An 18,837-nucleotide genomic window follows, 5' to 3' on the forward strand; every position below is an offset into this window, starting at 1 on the left:
GATGTGTTGTTACATCTAACATATCAATCCTTCAATTTTATAGTGAAAAAAGCTTTACTGAAACTTATACGCAGGGTCAGAAGTTGAACGTAGGAATGTATGCAAAACAGGTCCATATGTTCGACAAAAATACACAAAAAAACTTAAGGAGCCCGCAATGAATATTCTTATCTCATTAGATGGTGTAAGTCATGAAATCTTTGCACGTTATTCACAGAATTTTATCAATAACGGATTTTCATACTGTAAAAAACTGATTACAACGTTTCCATCCGTTACTTTTAATGCTCATGCGACGGCGATAACGGGGAACCATCATCCCAAACATTTGGTGGTGGATAATATTGTCACCCATTCTAAAACGATGGAAAGAATAGAGCTGTACGGAGATCACGACATCATTTGTAATGAAACACTACATAAACAGACGTTGTTTTATTCACTTGCCAAAAACGCATTGAAAAGCTGCTGTATCCATTGGCCGCTAACAACGGGAAATTCTTATATCCATCATTTAGTTACAGAATCCAGCAGCAAAAAAAAGTTGCAAGGAAACGCTTCAGTGGAAAACATCGATAACACATCATTGCGTGAGATATTACAGACCATTGAATCAGAAGCATACGACTTTATCGCTGCAAGGTTTGTCGGATATGATGCACTTTCCCATCTATACGGGAAGGACTCGAAGGAGGCAGTTGATTGCCTAGGTCGACTAATTGAACATATTGGCCAAATTGATCAGTTGTTGCGAAAGTTGCAACAACCATACAACTTGATTATCTTTTCTGATCATGGTCAAAGCGACGTTCAATCATTCTTTTATCCAAATGAGGTTTTAGCGCAAAGTCGTTGGCGGCAGAATTTGTACAACAAAGAAATACGATTCGTCGGCGACGGAAGTGGAGCGTTGTTATTTTATAGCTTGTTGGAACATCAGCATAACAAAGAAATTATGGAGTTTTTAGCCAATTTCCACAAGTGAATCATTTTCATCAGCTAGCAAGTCACTCTAGTTCTGAATATCAGCCAGTTGGTATTTTAGATATGAACAATACGGTATGCGGTGAAGACATTGTTCCTCCAGAACAACCGAAGTACAAGAATTTGAAAAGCTTGCATGGTTATCATCAGTCCAATGTGGATGAAATGAATGGATTTATGGTGTGTATCGGTCATCAAATCGAGGATAGCAAAATAATTGAACAAACGCATATCGAGAACATTGCACCTACTTTAGCTAGGTTGTTTAAAATCTCACACCAATGTGATGGTAAAAACATCAATGAACTGATTAGGGGGCATGCATAGATGGCTAGGCCAATCAACATTAAAAATGGGAAAGACAATCTATGGTCGCTTGCACTGTTGTTGCCAATACTTATTCCCTTAATTATTTTTTGGATTTATCCAATGATAAAAACATTTCACATTAGCTTTACAAATTGGGATTACATTTCACCTACCTATGATTATGTAATGCTAGAGAATTATAAAAATATAATGGGTGATTCCTTTTTTGTGAAAGTTTTGATGAATACACTTGTATTTACAGTTTTTACAGTGCTTCCGCCAATCCTAATTGGATTACTTGTAGCTATACCGTTAAGTAAGATTAAAGCGTTTCGTACTTTTTTTGTCGCTTCCGCTTTTTCATCATGGATCACACCAACTGTGGTCGTTTCAATGGTATGGGTCAGTATATTTGATACAGATTCAGGCATTGTTAATGCAATTCTAAAAGAAGTAGGTGTAGAGCCAGTTAAGTGGTTGGGAGGTCAAACCACCGCAATGGCAGTAGTCATTATCGTCACTATTTGGCAATATTTAGGTCTTGGTATATTGTTGCTAACCTCGGCAATGGCAAAATTAGATCCAGAGGTGGAGAAAGCCAATGATTTAGATGGTGGAAAAGGATTGCGAAAATTAATAAAAATTACATTGCCAGCAATCTCGCCTATCCTTGTATTTTTATTCATTTTTTATACTTTAAACTCGCTTAAAGCCTATGATCAGATTTACATTTTGACGCAAGGTGGACCTTCAGGTGCAACTTCAACAATTTTATATTATTTCTACGTGTTAGCTTTCGAGTGGTATGAAACGGGATCTGCTTCGGCATTGGCGATAATTTTCCTTCTGCTTTGTCTGCTGATTAGCGCGATTAACTTCTTTTTATCTAAATACTTGTTTAAGAAATGAGGTGGGGATTTGAACTTGGCAAAATTAAAAGTTGGTATAAATTATACAGCATTAATTTTATTAAGCATAACGATGATCTTTCCGTTCATCTGGATGTTCATGATTTCTATTAAACCAAAAAGTGAAATATACAGCGGAAAATTTTTTCCTACAACCTTTCACTTTGACAACTACATGAGATTATTTACCGATACCAATATACTGCTTTATCTGTGGAACAGTATCTATGTGAGTCTAATTATCATCGTGATTCAAATCGGTTCAGCAATACTTGCAGCGTATGTATTCGCGACGTTTCAGAAAAGATGGGTGAAGTTTTGCTTTGCACTAATATTGGCGACGTATATGTTGCCATCAGCTATAACGTACATCCCCTCCTTTATTTTGCTGTCTGAAGTGAATTTACTGGATACGCATATGGGTTATATCTTCAGTGAAAGTATCAGTATCTTTGCCATATTTTTCTTGCGGCAAGCTTTTATTCAGGTGCCTAAGGATGTGGTGCATGCAGCTAAATTGGATGGAGCAGGGCATTTAAGGCTTATTTTCACCGTGTATATTCCTTATTGCAAAAATGCAATTGCTTCATTGGTATTAATCACATTTATTTATAGCTACAACAATTATATGTGGCCTTCACTGTTAATCAAGTCAGAAGAAAACATGTTTGTCACAATTGGTTTGAGAAGGTTATTTATGAGTCAAGCAGGTTATGGAATGGATTTTCCTTTGGCAATGGCTGCCTGCGCAGTTTCACTAGTGCCAATGTTGCTGCTGTTGGCTATTTTTAGTAAAAGAATTATCCATTCAATGGCTAATCTCTATGTTAATAAATAAGATGAGGTGGTGATGCGAATCGACTATATTCCGATAATTATGAAAAGTTATGTTGGAAGCATGAGACTAAAACAATAATTAATTGGGAGGAAACAACAGTGGAAAAACGTAAAAGCAGGATTAAAAAGGTACTTCTGTCTCTCATGTGCTTTGCACTTATATTGACAGCATTAATGGGTTGCTCGAACAAGGCTTCCAAAGATACAAATGCAAGTGTAGCGTCCGATAAGGAAAAAATTAAACTTGAATTCTATTATGGTCTTGGCGGTAAACTCGGAGAAACGATGGAAAAAATCATCGAAGATTTTAACAAAAGTAATGACAAATATGAAGTCGTACCGATTGTCCAAGGGGACTACACTGAGACGTTACAAGCACTGCAAGCTTCACTTGCAGCTAGTAAACCTCCTGCTTTAGCAATTAACCGCTATCCGGAATTTATGAAGTTGGCAAAAAGTGATGTTTTACTTTCCTTAGAAGATCAAATTAATCAACCAGAATATAAAAAAGACGACGTTCTTCTTTTGGAGCAAGGATTGTACAATAATGTAACCTTGGGTGTGCCGGCATTTGTTTCTTCACAAATGATGTATTACAGAAAAGATATCTTTGATAAATACAATATTGATTATAATGCTTTGGAAAGCTTCGAGGAATTAGCGGAAGCAGCCAAGCTTATTAAAGAAAAAGAAGGAATTACTGGTTGGTCGATTATGTGGTATTCAGAACATATGATTGATTATGCCCGTTCAGCTGGTGGGGATATCGTCAGTGAAGACGGTAAAACCGTTACAATCGATTCCGATGAATGGATTTATGCATGGGATAATATTAGAAAGTGGATTCATGAGGACAAAATAATGGACACTGTTTATGGCGGAAATGGCTGGGAATGGTGGTATAAAACGATTGACAATGTAATGAATGGGAAATCAGCGGGATATACGGGGTCTTCAGGTGATGGAGGAGACTTAGATTTCAATAAAATAGCAACAGGAATGCAAAAAGGATTTAACGGAAGCAAACCGAGACCAGTCGCTACTTCTGTCATGTTTAACTTGTTCAAAGATTCTCCTAAAGAACAACAGCAGGGTGCTTGGGAATTTGTAAAGTTCTTCTCGGAGGCAGATAAAACAGCTTACTGGGCAGTAGAAACGGGATATATTCCAATTCGAGAAAGCGCTGAAAACACGGAAATTTTCCAAAATAAATTAAAGGAAAACCCAAACTTATCAGTTCCTTTGCAACAGATAAAAACAAATGGTATTGCACCTTTTGTTGATCCGACCGGTGGTAAAATTTATGCTGAAATCGAATTAGCGAAAGACAAAGTACTTATTGAAAATATCCCTGCGGAAAAAGCATTAAAAGGGGCGAAAAACAAAGCGCAGAAAGAGCTAGACAAAATTCTGAAACAGTAAACGACATAAATAATGAACTGCTGCACAGAGCAGCAAGTAGTTTCACCCCACATATAACAGAAATGGAGAGTTTTATAATGAAATATAATATTGAATTAGCTGTATTCGATTTAGCTGGTACCCTTGTAGAGGATAATAACGGAGTTAGGGATTGTCTTTATAAAGCAGCTGTGGATTACGGATTAAACGTTACAAAAGATGAAATCAGCAACCATATGGGAACAAACAAGATTCATTTGTATCAATTTTTAATTGCGAGAACAAAAGGGAACTTTATCGATTTTAAAAATTTTGAAGTAGATATCGACAACTCAACTCAAGATGAGGCTGTCAAACTCTATGATCGATATACCGAATATATGATTGCTTATTATCAGGAGAATTGCCGAGAAATTGAGGGAGCAACGGAAACGCTTAAATGGTGCAAAGAAAATGGCATTAAAGTAGCGACAGGCACAGGGTTTCATAAAGAAATCAACAGCGTTATTATGGAGTCACTTGGCTGGGTGAAGGATGGTTTGATTGATTATGCGGTAGATCTTGATATGGTTCCGGAGGGAAAAGGACGCCCAGCGCCATTTATGATTTTCAAAGCCATGGAATATTTAAACGTTCAAAATGTGAGAAATGTGATTAAAATTGGCGATACGCCAGCAGACATGCTCGAAGGCTATAACGCAGGTTGTAAAGCGGTTATTGGTGTAACCCAAGGATCGACACCAATTGAAGTATGGGGCAAGTATTATCATACACATGTTCTTGATACTGTGAAAGAACTGCCAGCACTTATCGAGTCAGGTAAAATCGTATGATGGATCAACTGGAAAAAATGGCGAGCATCGGGATTGTCCTGCCGAAGCTGTTTCCCTTTCCACAAAGCAAGCCAGAACAGATGGTTTCAAGTCTGCTGACTATACTGGAAGACCCCTTTTTTACGGCAGTGGAAGTCTCGTATATCGCCGATAAAGAGACAAGGGATCTCGCTAAAAAGTATATGCAGTACAGTGGTGTGGAAACGATTTTTAATGGCGGAGATGCGTTTCGAGAATTACACATTGATCTAAGCTCCTTAGACCCGGCTATAAGAAACAACTCAATTAAAAAGTGTCAAATGCTGATTGACCATTGCTATGAAATGGATGCAAAAATCATGCACATCGTGACGGGGAAATTTGAAGGAGAAGAAAATAAACAACATAATATAAACGCTTTTATAGCTTCAACCATGGAACTATGCAAGTATGCGAAAGAGAAAGCGGGTACGTATGAGCTTTGTATCTCTTTAGAAATCGGGGATCGGCATGTTGACCGCAAATATTTGCTGAAATTGGCCCTACCCATGAAGCGGTATATGTAGCAAGAACAATCCAAAGTGAGTATAACAATTTTGGTCTGCTCCTAGATCAAAGTCACCTTCCGATTATGGGAGAAAATCCACATCAATCATTGTGGCTTGCCAAAGATTATCTCACGCACATTCATATCGGAAATTGTTACTTGAAAGACAGACAAGCCCATTATTTCGGCGATAAGCATATTCCTTTTGGAGTGAAGGATTCAGAAGTTGGCGTTGGCGAGTTAACAAAGTTCATCCAAACGCTAAATGACATTGACTTTTTTACACGTCCAAAACCAACAAGAAAGCCTGTGCTGACATTTGAAGTGGGTTCTCTTGAGAATGAATCACCTAAGCTAGTTATTGCCAATATAAAGCGTACTTTCTTTGAAGCTTGGGCTCAAGCATAAATTGATTATAGGAGTTGTAGCATAAATGAATGTGTTAATCACAGGTTACTTTAACGATTATTCTAAACAGAGAGTTACGCAATCGTTCCCTGAAAACTGGACTATTCAAATCGTTGAACCTCAGCGAATCGAAGAATTTATCAGTGAAGCGAATGTATTAATTCCAGAGCATATCGAAGTAGATGCAGCCTTATTAAATAAAGCACAACAGTTAAAATTTGTTCAGACGGGCGCTGGTTTTGACAATGTTGATATTGAAGCGTGTAGCAAAAGAAATATTTGGGTAAGTAATGCGGCTGGAGTCAATGCGAATGCAGTTGCCGAACATATTATGGCATTGATTCTTGGGTATTACAAAAATATCTCGTTCTTGGATCAGTTTATGAAAAATAAAGGAGATGAAACGAAGCTAGAGTATACTGGCAGCGAGTTGCTAGGAAAAACCATCGGTACTATAGGTTTTGGGGCGATTGGCTCCAGAGTAGCGGAACTGGCCAAAGCTTTTAAAATGAATGTTCTAGCATATGACACGAATAAAAATATTCAAAGTAATAATGATGTAGAATTGGTTGATTTGGATACATTAATTAGAAATTCTGACGTAATTACAATCAATATTTTTCTAAACGAGTCTACAAGAAATTTAGTCGATAAAACATTTTTAAAGCAAATGAAAAGCGATGCATTATTGGTAAATACAGCAAGAGAGTAGATTGTATGCGAAGATGATTTGATTGAAGCTTTAGAAAATAATGTAATCGGTGGAGCTTGTCTGGATGTATTTGCTGTGGAGCCATTAGATTTAGATAGTAAACTACGAACTTTGAAAAATGTTGTCTTAACCCCGCATTCTGCAGGTATGCCGGATGGCACAAAATTTCATGAAGCAAGGTATCGTTTCTTTGTCCAAAATATCGAAAGAGTCATGCGCAATGAATCACCGCAAAACAATTTGAATCAAATCAAATAAAGTATAGCTTCGTGATGTTGAATCTAGGATTACCTTCTAGCCCGTTTGCCCCACGCATAGACATACTAGCCTGAGCAAAGAGGTGCTCCAGGTTAGGACGATGTTGAAGAGATTACATATCCTTATCGGGTGTGACAGACTGGAAGGGAACAGAGCATGCATACTGATAGAACAGAAGGCGCGCGGCAAGACAGCCGGGTGCCTTTTTGTGATGCCTGAATCAAGTGAACCAGTTTATAAATGGATGTTTTGACCTTCTTTCGAAAAGGTGAAATGACGAAATCTGTATAGTATTTGAAACTATCTAGAGGATACATTATGCAAAAAAGTAAATATGAAAAAATAGGAGGAATTAATCTTGAATCCATATGTAATTTTGGCAATAGCCATCGTAAGCGAAGTAATTGGTAGTTCAATGCTAAAAGTATCAAATGGATTTAAAAAGTTATTCCCTTCCATCGGAGTTGTAATAGGTATGGGGATAGCTTTTTACTGCTTATCTTTATCTCTTAAAACAATTCCATTGGTTACGGCTTATGCGATATGGTCGGGAGTAGGTACAGCATTAACCTCTTTGGTAGGCGTTATTGTTTATAAAGAAGGTTTTAATTTTAAAAAATTTTTAGGTTTAGCCCTAATCATTGGTGGAGTTGTCGTATTAAGACTCTCAAGTGGTAGCGCGCATTAACCTTTAGAATCGGAGGTAATATATGAAAGGTTATATGGCTTTAGGAATGTCCATTATCAGTGAAATAGTTGGCGTGACAATGCTTAAATTATCGGAAGGATTTACAAAATTATTCCCTTCCATTGGAATTATCGTTAGTTTTGGACTAGCGTTTTATTTTTTATCATTATGTCTTAAAACGGTTCCCTTAAGTTTAGCATATGCGATATGGTCAGGAGTAGGCACAGCATTAACAGCGGTAATTGGAATACTTTTTTGGAGAGAACCATTCAGTATCATGACATTAGTTAGCATAGTATTAATAATTGGAGGGGTAGTTTTATTAGATGCTTCTAAAAGTCCAAAAAAATAAGCGATTTTTCTTAAGCTCTAGTGAATCAGAAATATAGCAAGAAGCCTGTATCCTATGATTACAAAAAATCTTTCTGAAAACAGCACCTCCCATTGTCTAACAATCGGAGGTGCTGTTTTTATGTACGATTGAGATATTTTGTAATGATGCATGAAACATGTGGTGATCTACAGCTTAATGGTTTCTTCAAGCTTTCCATCAATGAACAATTGGTAAGCGATATTTTACATCCTCCGCCACTACCAATAAGCGCAATAATAAAATTGGCCGTTGTTTAATATTTTCGAACATTGTTTTAGTGGCTAACAGTGTGGTTAACCGCTCATCTTCTAAATCTCTTAATGTTTCACTAGCCACATCAATGACAAAACCTGAAACAATAACGTATAAACGTAGTAGCTTCTTTGTCATCTTTAACCATCCTGCAAACTAATTTTTCTTTGCAATAAGTTTAGCAAAGTGAAATGAAATTTATAATAATAGCCATCTATTTTTTATTGAAACAAACGAAAAATTCTGATAAATTATTAAAAAATAATTGAAGGGAGGTTTAGTACATATTTTAAAGGTGGAGTTCTTGAGTAGTTAACTATTCATATCGAGTGAATTAAAAAGGTGTGATTATGTTGAAAAGGATTTCTAAGAAAACAATACTATTTTCGCTTTTGGTAATGATGATTGCTATATCGTACTATCTTATTGGGCAACAAAAACCAAAACCAGAGGTGACAAGTGAATTGACTGAGTTTTTGCCAAATGGTGAAATGAAGGTAAGAGTGATGGAAGAAGTCGATGAAGAAACAACGCAGTGGCGTAAGGCAAAAGAGGCAGATATAAAATCACTCATAGCAGAACAAACAGGTTTAAAAGGTGAAGATGTTCTAGTTTCAGCAACCTTTGAATCCAATATAGGCGATACGAAGAATCAAGAAATAACATGTTCGGTTGTGTTGCGCACGGAGGCAACATTTGATGACCACATTATTCAAAACGTAGTAGATGGGATTATCCATGTTTTCAAACAAGATTCGAAGGAAGTAACTATTAATAAAGAAAATATTGTCATTACAAATAATACAGATGTCCTCTATTAAAAAGACAACGGCTATGTAATAAAAAGTAAATAACCTTTTGGAAGTAAAGAGGGCTACTTTGATAGCACCTCACTATCACAAATGATATGCTCTCAAAATTTTATTTTAGATGCCTACACCTGGGAGCATATCTTGCTTCATTGGGTGCTTTTTTATGCCGATAATCAATCATTTTCTTTTATTCTATGGATTGGTACCCCATTGACAGTTATCACTGGCATTTACCATTTGATATACTTATTAAATATCATTACATACTATCTTTAGTTAGTGAGGCGGTCTTTTATGAGAACTAGTGAAATTGCCCAACTAGTTCAGGTTCATCCGAATACGGTTCGAATTTACGAAGAATGGAAGTTTATTTCGCCTGTGCCGAGAAAAGAGAATGGTTACAGAGAATATTCTTATCTTCATCTAATACAAATGAAAATTGCTCGGCTTGCTTTTAGACAAGAATTTATTCAAAATAATCTGCGGAAAAAAGCCACGAAAATAGTACTACTAAGCGGTAGCGAACAGTTTAAGGAATGTTTACATGCTGCACAATCCTATTTAAGCTTTTTGCAAACAGAATATGATTATGCTTTAAAAGCAGTTAAAACGGTTGAACACTTATTGCAAAATCAACCAACTTCAACTGAAACATTTTCCCACAAAACTGTCGCGTCAATGCTTCAGTTAACAGAAGAAACATTACGGAATTGGGAACGGAACAATTTATTTACTGTAAAGAGAAACACACAAAATCGAAGAATCTATTCTGAGCGCGATATACAAAAATTGCTAATTATTCGTACGTTACGTAGTGCACACTTCTCGATTACAAGCATTGCCAATTTATTTCGGGAAATGGAACAATCGAAAGAAGATTTCAATCTACTACAAATATTACAATCGTCCACCTTTAAAGATGACTTTTTTCATGTAACGGATGATTTAATTACTCAATTAAAAATAGCGATGAAAGATTTGGAATCCATCATCGCTATACTAAAAACATTACAGTAATGGAGAAGGGGCGTTATTGTCTACTAAAAGCATTAATTCATGCATTGCCCGTGTGGAAGCGATATAAAGTAGTCCATTATCAAATTCAGTATGATAATTAGCTTTGTTTACAAAGGGGATGATGACCATATCAAACTCAAGTCCTTTTGCATACTGTATTGTGGTTAAAAGTAGCCCTGTTTCAAACTTTTCTGATAGACCGTCCAGTACTGTAAATGATAAGTTTAAATGCTCTTTCAACACTTGTAAGTCCCTCTCTGTTTTACAGATAATAGCGGTAGATTGATAGTCATTCCTCGCATTTTCATGGATTTGTTTTACCATTTGTTCTAATGTGTCATACATTAATTCAATTGGTTCCCTCCCATGCCTTTCAATCGGATGAATTTCACCATTAAGTATAAACTTTTTTGCATACATGGCAATTTCATACGATGATCGGTAGGTTGTTGTTAATTCTACGTATTCTAGATTATTATACATGGCTGCAAATGCCTCTTTTGATATCGTGTCATACGGCAAAAGCGCTTGGCTAAAATCACCAATAATTGTTCGTTTACAAGTAAACACACTAGACAATACTGCATACTGAATAGGAGTATAATCTTGCATTTCATCCAACACAAAGTGCTGGACAAGCTCATATCTTTTAATTCCTTTAAAATAAATTTGGACATATAGATAAGGGTAGACATCATTAAATTCAAATCGCCTTTTTGAAAACTTAACTATATTTTCGCCAAGTGTGTCAATAAAGGCACGGTAAATTGCGAATGGTGAAGTAAACAAGAGACGCTTTTTTAAGAGCTTTGTAATTTCAGTTTTAGTTGGTAATTTACCTTCTCTAGTTCGCTTGGACTTGAGTACAAGAATAATATCATCTGCTAAAAGCTCTAATCGTATGACAACCGGCTCTTTTCTATATTGAAGGAAACGCCCTTGTAAATAATCTGCTTTTAGTTCTACACCAGCAAACGTTATACTTTCGTTTTTAAGAAGCTTCAAGTCTAATTGATTCAAAAAAGCTTGTAGTTTTTGTACAAATTGATAATTTCCTTTGATTTTTGCACGAGTAGCCAACGCACTGTTTGGATTCGATATAATGCTTTTCGTTTCTTCTTCAAATGGTGTAAATGTTACAGTAGCTGGCAATAAATTTGAAGTAAACTCGTCCAAAGTAAAGGAACGAATCGGCTCTTCACCAAGCTCAGGGAGGACAGTAGAAATATAGTCGCCGAATACTTTATTAGGGGACAAAATAAAAATACGTTCAGCTTGTAACGTATCACGGAACTTATATAAATAATAGGCGATGCGATGTAAAGCAACAGCTGTTTTTCCTGAGCCAGCAACGCCTTGAATGATGACATTATGTGCGGATTCATTTCGCACAATCTTATTTTGCTCCCGTTGAATCGATGTGACGATTGTTTTCATCTTTTCACTTGCATACTGATTCAATGTTTGCTGAAGAACTTCATCTTGTATCGTTAATGAGCTATCAAGCACATATTGCAGTTTAGAATTTTCTATTTTAATCTGACGTTTTTTAATAAGCTCACCATCAAATTGTTTATCCATCGCAACATAATGTGCTTTACCAATTTCAAACTCGTAGTACATATTGCAAACGGGTGCACGCCAGTCATAAATTAATTGCGTTCCTTCTTCATCAGCAAAACCAAAACGTCCAATATAAATCGTTTCTGCCTCACAAAGGTCGTCTCCAAGATATAAAAAATCGAATCGTCCGAAATATGGAGAGGTAATTAGCTTTCTTATCTGCTCACGTTCCGTCACATGAGCGAAACCTCGCTTATCAATCATACTTAACGTTTGTTGGTAATTATACACTTCAAATTTATCCAGTTCACTTTTATATTCAACCATATATTTTTGTAAATCTTTAAAACGATAATCTTGATGATTTATATCTGTTGAAAGTTTTTTATTTGTAATTGTTAATTGCTTTAAAGTTTTTTCAAGATATGTTATTTCGTTTGGATCTATCATAAGAATCCCTCCATCTCAAATTTTTCACCCAGTTTATCAAAAAGAATCTCGCTGGTGTTATAGTGGAGGGTTATCATTTTAATCCAACACTTAATTCGCTGTTTCAAGGATTAAAAATTGTATGGTTAGAATATTTTTTGCAAAAAAATATTTATTGCAATAGCAGAAAATGCCCCATGGACAGAACGGATATTTGAAGCCGAGCATAAATGGCTGCTCGAAAGCGATTGCAAAGTTTGACCAAATACTTAATTAATAGCTATTCTCCATTATGTTTCCAAATCAGGGTAGTATAAATCTTTACGTAAACAGACATCTCGATGTGTCAATGTTTCACCTTTAAAGCGTAACCAAATCTCGTCATCTGCCATAACGCCATGTGTTTTACGGACAATGCCCCAGCGATTATAGGCTTGTAAACCTAGACTTTCAAGAAGTTCCTGTGCATTCATACGAGTAGGGGGAAAGTCCGCCATTTCAACCAACGTTCTAATTCTTCGAGGGTAATATGCCCTTCCATGTTTGGTGAAAACTGCTTATTGAAATCTTCAATATAATTAACAACATAAGGTGTACCACCATTAGCTGGCTTTAAATCTACGGAAGCAATCACCTCGTCCATCCACATGACATCAAATTTCATAAAATCAATCATCATTATCACCTTCTATCCATAACTTTTGAAATATAGGGTCGTTCAGTTGTGATAGTAAAACGGTTTTTGCACGGCCAAAATCTAAAGGATTATCTTCCAGGCGTGCCATTAAAAGCTTTTTATTAATAAACGGTGGGCCGTCATAAAGTGAAAGTTGCTTTGCAAACGATGAATTAAGTGGCTTTGCTTTTACTTTTCGTTTTAAAATGGAAATCGGTTTACCTTGTGCATAATCTTTTTCATCAGATAATAGGCTTAGCCCATTGTCAAAAATAGGGGCGAGTGACCATGATTTATGCTTAGGGTCATACAAAAAAAGGATGTTATTTGTATGACGGTCTTCATTTAAAATGAGTGCATCAAAAGCAAATAATTGTGCCAATTCTTTTCGTACGTTACGCCCTGTAAAGCTTTCAATTTGTGCAGATAGTTGCTGAAATTTCTCTGCTGTTGATAGTGTCTTGTCCGTAGTAATAGCATCAGTTGAGGTGAAATTTGCCTCAAATAACCGTTCGAGTGTAACTTCTTGTAAATCTCCACGAAAATCATATGAATAACATCCTTTAGTCATTTCACCATCAGGTAATTCAATTTCACAAGGAAAGTATTGAACGTAGCGGTTGATAGGCAAACAGGAGCAGCTAAGTACAAGAGTCGCCAATACTTCTGCATGACCCTCATAGCCACGAGCATTTTGTTTTACCCATTTGTCACCAATACGCCATTTTGATTGGTCGCCTTTACTAGATGTACTAATTATAGGCTGTGCCGATTTAGGAATACTGACTCTTTCGATTCGCATTGTACCACGTCCTTAATATGACTTTCCTCTATTATACATAAGTGATACTTTAAAACCCTATAGCTGTAGCAATTTTTCGGTAATAGTGTATGGCATCTTCGATAAAAATGATTTACAGTATGGAGTGGTGGTAGTAGACTCGTATATTCGTTTTACCATAAGGTCTGATTTAGTTAAATCAACATAAACAAAGAACGAGCATCGGTTGGGTGCACGTTCTTTTTTAGTACCTTTTCAGTTGTGAAAAGAGCTTAATACGCACCTATCAGTTTGAAAGGGGCATTCGCAGTCGAATGAAGAACTTTAAAAGAGTTGTAAAAATCGTTTTATTAGTCGTAGTATTAATAGGTTTACTTGTAGGATACGCTTTTAAAATTGAACCAAAGATGCTCGTCGTTCATTCGTATCATTTAAATGAAGACAAAGGCGCATCAGTTAAAATAGTTCAAATATCAGATATTCAAGTTAGTGAAACATATACCGTCAATCAATTAAATCGTTTAGTCGAAAAGATTAATCAAATTTCGCCTGATATGATTGTGTTTACAGGGGATTTATTCGAAAATTTTTCTACGTTTCCCAAAAAACAAGAAGTCACTGATAGTTTATCGCAACTTAACGCGACGGTTGGAAAATTTGCTGTATGGGGAAATCGCGATTATGGTGGCGGAGCTTTTAAAATATATGAAGATTTATTAACGAATGCTGGGTTTACATTATTGAATAATAGTGGCGTTACGGTTCCAGTTACGAATGATAAAAAGCTATTTATCGGAGGAATGGATGATGGTTTACTTGGAAAGCCGGATATAGACCTGTTGCTATCGCAAATGGATGATACGTATGATTATGAAATTGTACTGATGCATGAGCCAGATATGGCAGAGCTTTTACAAGATACTTCTGTTAATTTGCTGTTAGCTGGACATAGTCATGGAGGGCAAATAAGGATTCCCTTTATGAAAACTATAAAGACGTCGTTGGCTGAAAAATATGATGATGGATTTTATACGATTAATAAAGACAATGGCATGCAGCTTTATGTCAATACGGGTATTGGCACGTCTAGAATCGCTGCTCGTTTTATGGTTCCGCCTGAAATCGCTGTTTTTACTATTCATTTGTAAGTTTAAAGTTGTGATGAATAATCTCATAGTTATATACTTTAATAAACTGATATAGGGAGTGGAAAGACTATTGGCACAATCTAGAGTATTGTATGTTGTTTTTAGCCTAATGGCAGTAGTTTTTATTGTGACGGGTTGTGGGACGTCAAAAGAGGAGAAGACAGCGGAAGAAAAAGTAGATTATGCATCGGCTGTGAAAGAAAATCCAATTGTGACGATTACAATGAACGATGATAAAAAAATTGTGGTTGAACTAGAACCTAAAGTTGCGCCGAATACAGTGGCGAATTTTATTTCCTTAGTAAACAAAGGATTTTATGATGGGCTTATTTTTCATCGTGTAATTCCTGGCTTTATGATTCAAGGGGGCGATCCTTCAGGAAATGGATCAGGTGGTCCCGATTATTCGATTAAAGGTGAGTTTACTGAGAATGGCTTTGAAAATAATTTAAAACATGAACGCGGTGTCATTTCAATGGCACGGACAAACGGCGACCCAAATTCTGCGGGCTCTCAATTTTTTATTATGACCGAAGAAGCGTCACATCTTGATAAACAATATGCTGCATTTGGCAAAGTGATTGAAGGAATGGAAACGGTAGATGAAATCGTTGCTGTGGAACGTGATGCCACAGATAAGCCATTAGAAGATCAAATCATGAAAAAAGTCGAAGTGGATACAAAGGGCTTTGACTATCCTGCACCAGTAGTGCAAAAATAGTAAATAATCACATTAAAATACACGTTGATTGGATGCGGTGATGTGCAGCTGGTCAACGTGTTTTTATGTAAGAGATTACATTTGTTCCGTCTATACGGTGTTCATAGTCAAGCTTGTGGCAGTTCGCTAGTTCAAAGTAGCAGTTATTGTAAAGAAGATGGTATATACTCTTTTTGCATGGAAATAAGCCAAATAAAATCCTCTTCAGCAATAATTTGAATGTCGTGTCCAAGTTGGATGAGTTGCTCTGCTTTTAAATGTTTCGTGCTTTTGCCTCGTCGGTTATGACCGAGAATAACAAAAGCGGTGTCCTTAGTGACAGCCCCTTGCATTAATCCGCCACAAGCTCGTGCTTTTTTTGCAGCTTCTGCGCGTGTCATCGTAGAAAGAGCCCCTGTAAAGACGATTTGTTTATTATAAAATGGATGCGTTATACGTTCGGTTGGATTAGTAAGAAAGATAATGTCATCGTTGTCCTTATTGGTGTTCATATAGATTCTCCTAAGAGCTTAATATTAGAGGGCGAGCCACTTGTTCGTAGGCTTGCATTTAGGCAATAACTACTGCTACTGTATTTGTAAAATAGTACTTTCACGTAAATAAGTAACGTTATATTGAATGGCTAATTGTTGTAAAAAACAAAGTAGCGCTGGTATTTGATAAGTAAGAAGCAATTGCTCGTATGTTCGTTTTTCTTCTATTGAGGCTACTTTACGGAAATACCCCCACATATGCTGACAGGCATTGCGCATGCTGCCTTCAGTTGGCGTTTGTTGTAATGCAACTTCGATTAATTGTTTAATTTGCTCATGGCTCATCATGTCGCGCATTGCCAGACGGAGTTGATTGTAATGCTTTTGGCTATGGAACATGACGCGATATTTTTCTTCACGCCATAATTTTTCTGTTAGTTGACGTTGCATATAATCACCTTTCATATAAGTGTTTCAAACCCATTCTACTTGATTTAATGAAAACATCAAAATGTTTTAATGTTGGTATTTATTTTAGTAAAGCATTTATTAAAAATAGGAGAACTTGGGTAGGATGATACAAGAGCTAGCGTAGTATTACTAACTATATTTTATCATTCAATTACCTATCGTAATGATTGAATTACATTTAGCAAATTGGTATATTAATGTATACATATACAATCGATGATGTGACTAAGTAAATAAGAATTGTGAAACAGAAAATATAGCCTAGGCTGAGAGCTATAGCACCCCTTCTTATTGAACCCTACCACGGAGATGTCAGTTAACAACTAACCGAGTCGTTTCGTTACAAACGTTTAGAGGGCGTAATATGCATATTATGCCGAACTAAGGTGGTACCACGTCAACTAGCGTAAAGACGTCCTTTATTAGGATGCTTTATGCTTTTTTTATGAACTTGATTTAGCATTAGCTAGGCGATGAAGACGAAATATATGGATGCATGCCAAATTAAGTTAAATGCCCCTGTGGGTATCACAGATTTTAAAAGGAGCTATTTGAGCAGGCTCGAAAAAAATCAGATGCAATTTTGCCGAAGCAAAATAGATTTTTCAAAATAGGAGGAAAAAAGATGTCTCAAAAAACAAATGATTTTTCAAAATGGTATGTGGAAACGATACAAAAGGCGGATTTAATGGATTATACGCCGGTTCGTGGTTGTATTGCCTTTAAACCAGATGGCTATGAACTGTGGGAGCATATTCAAGCGGAGATGGATAAGCGTTTTAAGGAAACAGGGCACCGCAATGCCTACTTCCCAATGCTCATTCCAGAATCTTTTTTCCAAAAGGAAAAGGATCATATTGAAGGATTTTCACCAGAGCTTCCTTGGGTGACCGAAGCGGCAGGTGAACAATTAGAAGAGCGTTTAGCGCTGCGTCCAACTTCGGAAACAATGATTGGGCATTTGTATTCTAATTGGATTAAAAGTTATCGAGACCTTCCTGTTTTAATCAATCAATAGGCCAATGTATTCCGTTGGGAAAAGAAAACGCTACCGTTTATCCGTACTTCAGAATTTTTATGGCAAGAAGGTCATACGGCGCATATCGATGAAGAAGATGCACGCAAAGAAACAATGCAAATGTTAGCTATTTATAAAGAAGTTGTCGAAGGACTGTTAGCCATTCCTGTCTATGATGGGCAAAAAACGCCATCAGAACGTTTTGCTGGAGCAGTTGATACATTTTCGATTGAAGCGATGATGAAGGATGGCAAGGCCGTACAAGCAGGGACATCTCATTATTTAGGTACGAAATTTGCCGAAGCTTTTGATATCAAATATTTAAATAAAGAAAATAAACATGTCCATGTGCATACAACATCATGGGGTACGTCTACCCGTTTAATCGGTTCTGTTATTATGGTGCATGGTGATGAACAAGGTCTTGTTTTACCGCCAAGAATCGCTCCAACGCAAGTTGTGTTAATCCCGGTTGGTCCGTGGAAAAAGAACACTAAGATTATCGAGAAATTAGATGAAATTTTTGCAACGTTAAAAGCAAAGGGCATTCGTGTGCGTCTTGATGATTCAGACCAATCACCTGGTTATAAGTTTAATGAATGGGAGCTAAAAGGTGTACCTGTGCGTATTGAATTGGGGCCACGTGATTTAGAAAATCAGCAAAGCTTAATGAAAGCCCGTGATGAAGAAGAAAAAGTAACTGTTTCTTTAGACACAATTGTTGAAAGCATAGAAACAGAACTTGAAACGATGCAAACGCGACTATTTGAAAAAGCAAAAGCTTTCCGTGCAAACAACTCGCATACCCATATCGATTCAATGGAACAGTTAAAACAGCATTTAGCTCAATCTGAACAAAATGAAACAATCCCAGGTTGGATTTTAGCAGGTTGGTGTGGAGATGATGCGTGTGAAGAAAAGGTAAAAGAAGAAACAAAATTTACAACTCGTAATATACCATTTAACCCACCAGTTACAAAGCATACTTGCATTCATTGTGGGAAAGAAGCACAACATACAGTTTGGTTTGCCCGCGCTTACTAAATCTAACTTTGTATGGTAGAAAGCATGGTAACATGCTCAGAGTATGGACAAAAGGCATCAAGGAGTGGAATCCACTCTTGATGCCTTTCTAACTGAATTGTGCTTAGATTTATAGTATTTCCTTATGATTTCCTCCTCTTTGAAATGTATCTTCTACTAATATTTTAATGCTTGTATTTATAGTCTCCAGAATAG

The 18,837-nt window shown here is 36.5% G+C and carries 21 protein-coding genes, 2 pseudogenes and 1 other annotated feature; of the genes and pseudogenes, 16 read left to right on the forward strand and 7 right to left on the reverse strand.

Going from position 1 to position 18,837, the window contains the following annotated elements:
- Nucleotides 1-157: 157 nt before the first annotated feature.
- The 11 genes and pseudogenes from LO754_RS05515 (at nt 158) to LO754_RS05565 (ending at nt 8,216) form a co-directional block, all read left to right on the forward strand.
- Nucleotides 158-985 (forward strand): alkaline phosphatase family protein, encoded by an 828-nt coding sequence (locus LO754_RS05515; RefSeq protein WP_231785744.1) that lies wholly within the window; start codon nt 158-160, stop codon nt 983-985.
- Nucleotides 986-1,047: 62 nt separating this feature from the next.
- Entirely contained in the window at nt 1,048-1,311 is a 264-nt protein-coding gene (locus tag LO754_RS05520; protein ID WP_231785745.1) for a hypothetical protein, read from the forward strand.
- Nucleotides 1,312-2,202, forward strand: a complete 891-nt coding sequence (locus LO754_RS05525) for a carbohydrate ABC transporter permease (RefSeq protein WP_231785746.1) — start codon at nt 1,312-1,314, stop codon at nt 2,200-2,202.
- Between the two features lie 15 nt (nt 2,203-2,217).
- Nucleotides 2,218-3,039, forward strand: coding sequence for a carbohydrate ABC transporter permease (locus LO754_RS05530; RefSeq protein ID WP_231785747.1), 822 nt, complete (start codon nt 2,218-2,220; stop codon nt 3,037-3,039).
- Between the two features lie 98 nt (nt 3,040-3,137).
- The gene (locus tag LO754_RS05535) at nt 3,138-4,460 is read left to right on the forward strand and encodes an ABC transporter substrate-binding protein (RefSeq protein ID WP_231785748.1); all 1,323 of its coding nucleotides are present in this window, start codon (nt 3,138-3,140) and stop codon (nt 4,458-4,460) included.
- A 77-nt stretch (nt 4,461-4,537) separates the two neighbouring features.
- A complete protein-coding gene (locus LO754_RS05540) occupies nt 4,538-5,272 on the forward strand; it encodes an HAD hydrolase-like protein (protein ID WP_024361574.1) in 735 nt (244 codons plus the stop codon).
- Nucleotides 5,269-5,817 (forward strand): TIM barrel protein, encoded by a 549-nt coding sequence (locus LO754_RS05545; RefSeq protein WP_231785749.1) that lies wholly within the window; start codon nt 5,269-5,271, stop codon nt 5,815-5,817. Before LO754_RS05540 ends, LO754_RS05545 begins: the two co-directional genes overlap by 4 nt.
- Nucleotides 5,818-5,957: 140 nt before the next feature.
- A complete protein-coding gene (locus LO754_RS05550) occupies nt 5,958-6,206 on the forward strand; it encodes a hypothetical protein (RefSeq protein ID WP_231785750.1) in 249 nt (82 codons plus the stop codon).
- 25 nt (nt 6,207-6,231) lie between these two features.
- Nucleotides 6,232-7,176, forward strand: a pseudogene (locus LO754_RS05555) (NAD(P)-dependent oxidoreductase).
- 358 nt (nt 7,177-7,534) lie between these two features.
- On the forward strand, nt 7,535-7,864 hold the full coding sequence (locus LO754_RS05560; RefSeq protein WP_024361571.1) for a DMT family transporter: 330 nt from the start codon (nt 7,535-7,537) through the stop codon (nt 7,862-7,864).
- Nucleotides 7,865-7,886: 22 nt separating this feature from the next.
- Nucleotides 7,887-8,216: a DMT family transporter gene (locus tag LO754_RS05565; protein WP_231785751.1), complete on the forward strand. Its 330-nt coding sequence runs from the start codon at nt 7,887-7,889 to the stop codon at nt 8,214-8,216.
- 198 nt (nt 8,217-8,414) lie between these two features.
- Here the strand turns inward: LO754_RS05565 and LO754_RS05570 are convergent, their stop codons facing one another.
- Nucleotides 8,415-8,627, reverse strand: coding sequence for a hypothetical protein (locus LO754_RS05570; RefSeq protein ID WP_231785752.1), 213 nt, complete (start codon nt 8,625-8,627; stop codon nt 8,415-8,417).
- 212 nt (nt 8,628-8,839) lie between these two features.
- Here LO754_RS05570 and LO754_RS05575 point away from each other — a divergent pair, with 212 nt between their 5' ends.
- Together LO754_RS05575 and LO754_RS05580 are read left to right on the forward strand one after the other, a co-directional pair.
- Nucleotides 8,840-9,310: a hypothetical protein gene (locus tag LO754_RS05575; RefSeq protein ID WP_231785753.1), complete on the forward strand. Its 471-nt coding sequence runs from the start codon at nt 8,840-8,842 to the stop codon at nt 9,308-9,310.
- Nucleotides 9,311-9,595: 285 nt separating this feature from the next.
- Nucleotides 9,596-10,318 carry a MerR family transcriptional regulator gene (locus tag LO754_RS05580; RefSeq protein WP_024361566.1) on the forward strand — a complete coding sequence of 241 codons (723 nt, stop codon included), beginning with the start codon at nt 9,596-9,598 and terminating at the stop codon, nt 10,316-10,318.
- Here LO754_RS05580 and LO754_RS05585 read toward each other — a convergent pair.
- From LO754_RS05585 to LO754_RS05600, 4 genes are all read right to left on the reverse strand, one after another.
- On the reverse strand, nt 10,310-12,331 hold the full coding sequence (locus LO754_RS05585; RefSeq protein ID WP_024361565.1) for a HelD family protein: 2,022 nt from the start codon (nt 12,329-12,331) through the stop codon (nt 10,310-10,312). The genes LO754_RS05580 and LO754_RS05585 overlap by 9 nt on opposite strands.
- 269 nt (nt 12,332-12,600) lie before the next feature.
- Nucleotides 12,601-12,783, reverse strand: coding sequence for a hypothetical protein (locus LO754_RS05590; RefSeq protein WP_231785754.1), 183 nt, complete (start codon nt 12,781-12,783; stop codon nt 12,601-12,603).
- Nucleotides 12,780-12,989, reverse strand: a complete 210-nt coding sequence (locus tag LO754_RS05595) for a hypothetical protein (protein ID WP_231785755.1) — start codon at nt 12,987-12,989, stop codon at nt 12,780-12,782. The genes LO754_RS05590 and LO754_RS05595 overlap by 4 nt, the downstream gene beginning before the upstream one ends.
- The gene (locus LO754_RS05600) at nt 12,979-13,788 is read right to left on the reverse strand and encodes a hypothetical protein (RefSeq protein ID WP_105928921.1); all 810 of its coding nucleotides are present in this window, start codon (nt 13,786-13,788) and stop codon (nt 12,979-12,981) included. The genes LO754_RS05595 and LO754_RS05600 overlap by 11 nt, the downstream gene beginning before the upstream one ends.
- 293 nt (nt 13,789-14,081) lie before the next feature.
- On the opposite strand from LO754_RS05600, the gene LO754_RS05605 reads away from it, so the two are divergent.
- A complete protein-coding gene (locus tag LO754_RS05605; protein WP_024361562.1) occupies nt 14,082-14,915 on the forward strand; it encodes a metallophosphoesterase in 834 nt (277 codons plus the stop codon).
- Nucleotides 14,916-15,024: 109 nt separating this feature from the next.
- Nucleotides 15,025-15,636: a peptidylprolyl isomerase gene (locus tag LO754_RS05610; RefSeq protein ID WP_231786284.1), complete on the forward strand. Its 612-nt coding sequence runs from the start codon at nt 15,025-15,027 to the stop codon at nt 15,634-15,636.
- Nucleotides 15,637-15,779: 143 nt separating this feature from the next.
- Here the strand turns inward: LO754_RS05610 and LO754_RS05615 are convergent, their stop codons facing one another.
- Together LO754_RS05615 and LO754_RS05620 are read right to left on the reverse strand one after the other, a co-directional pair.
- On the reverse strand, nt 15,780-16,127 hold the full coding sequence (locus tag LO754_RS05615) for a BRCT domain-containing protein (protein ID WP_231785756.1): 348 nt from the start codon (nt 16,125-16,127) through the stop codon (nt 15,780-15,782).
- Nucleotides 16,128-16,202: 75 nt separating this feature from the next.
- Complete coding sequence (locus LO754_RS05620; protein WP_107894719.1) at nt 16,203-16,559, reverse strand: YbgA family protein; 357 nt, start codon at nt 16,557-16,559, stop codon at nt 16,203-16,205.
- Nucleotides 16,560-16,787: 228 nt separating this feature from the next.
- Nucleotides 16,788-17,003 (forward strand) — a binding site (T-box leader).
- Nucleotides 17,004-17,205: 202 nt separating this feature from the next.
- On the opposite strand from LO754_RS05620, the pseudogene proS reads away from it, so the two are divergent.
- Nucleotides 17,206-18,642: pseudogene (gene proS, locus LO754_RS05625) on the forward strand (proline--tRNA ligase).
- The last annotated feature ends 195 nt before the right edge of the window (nt 18,643-18,837 follow it).

This window comes from Lysinibacillus sp. GJ-1, from assembly GCF_021166035.1.
Classification (GTDB): Bacteria; Bacillota; Bacilli; order Bacillales_A; family Planococcaceae; genus Lysinibacillus; species Lysinibacillus sphaericus.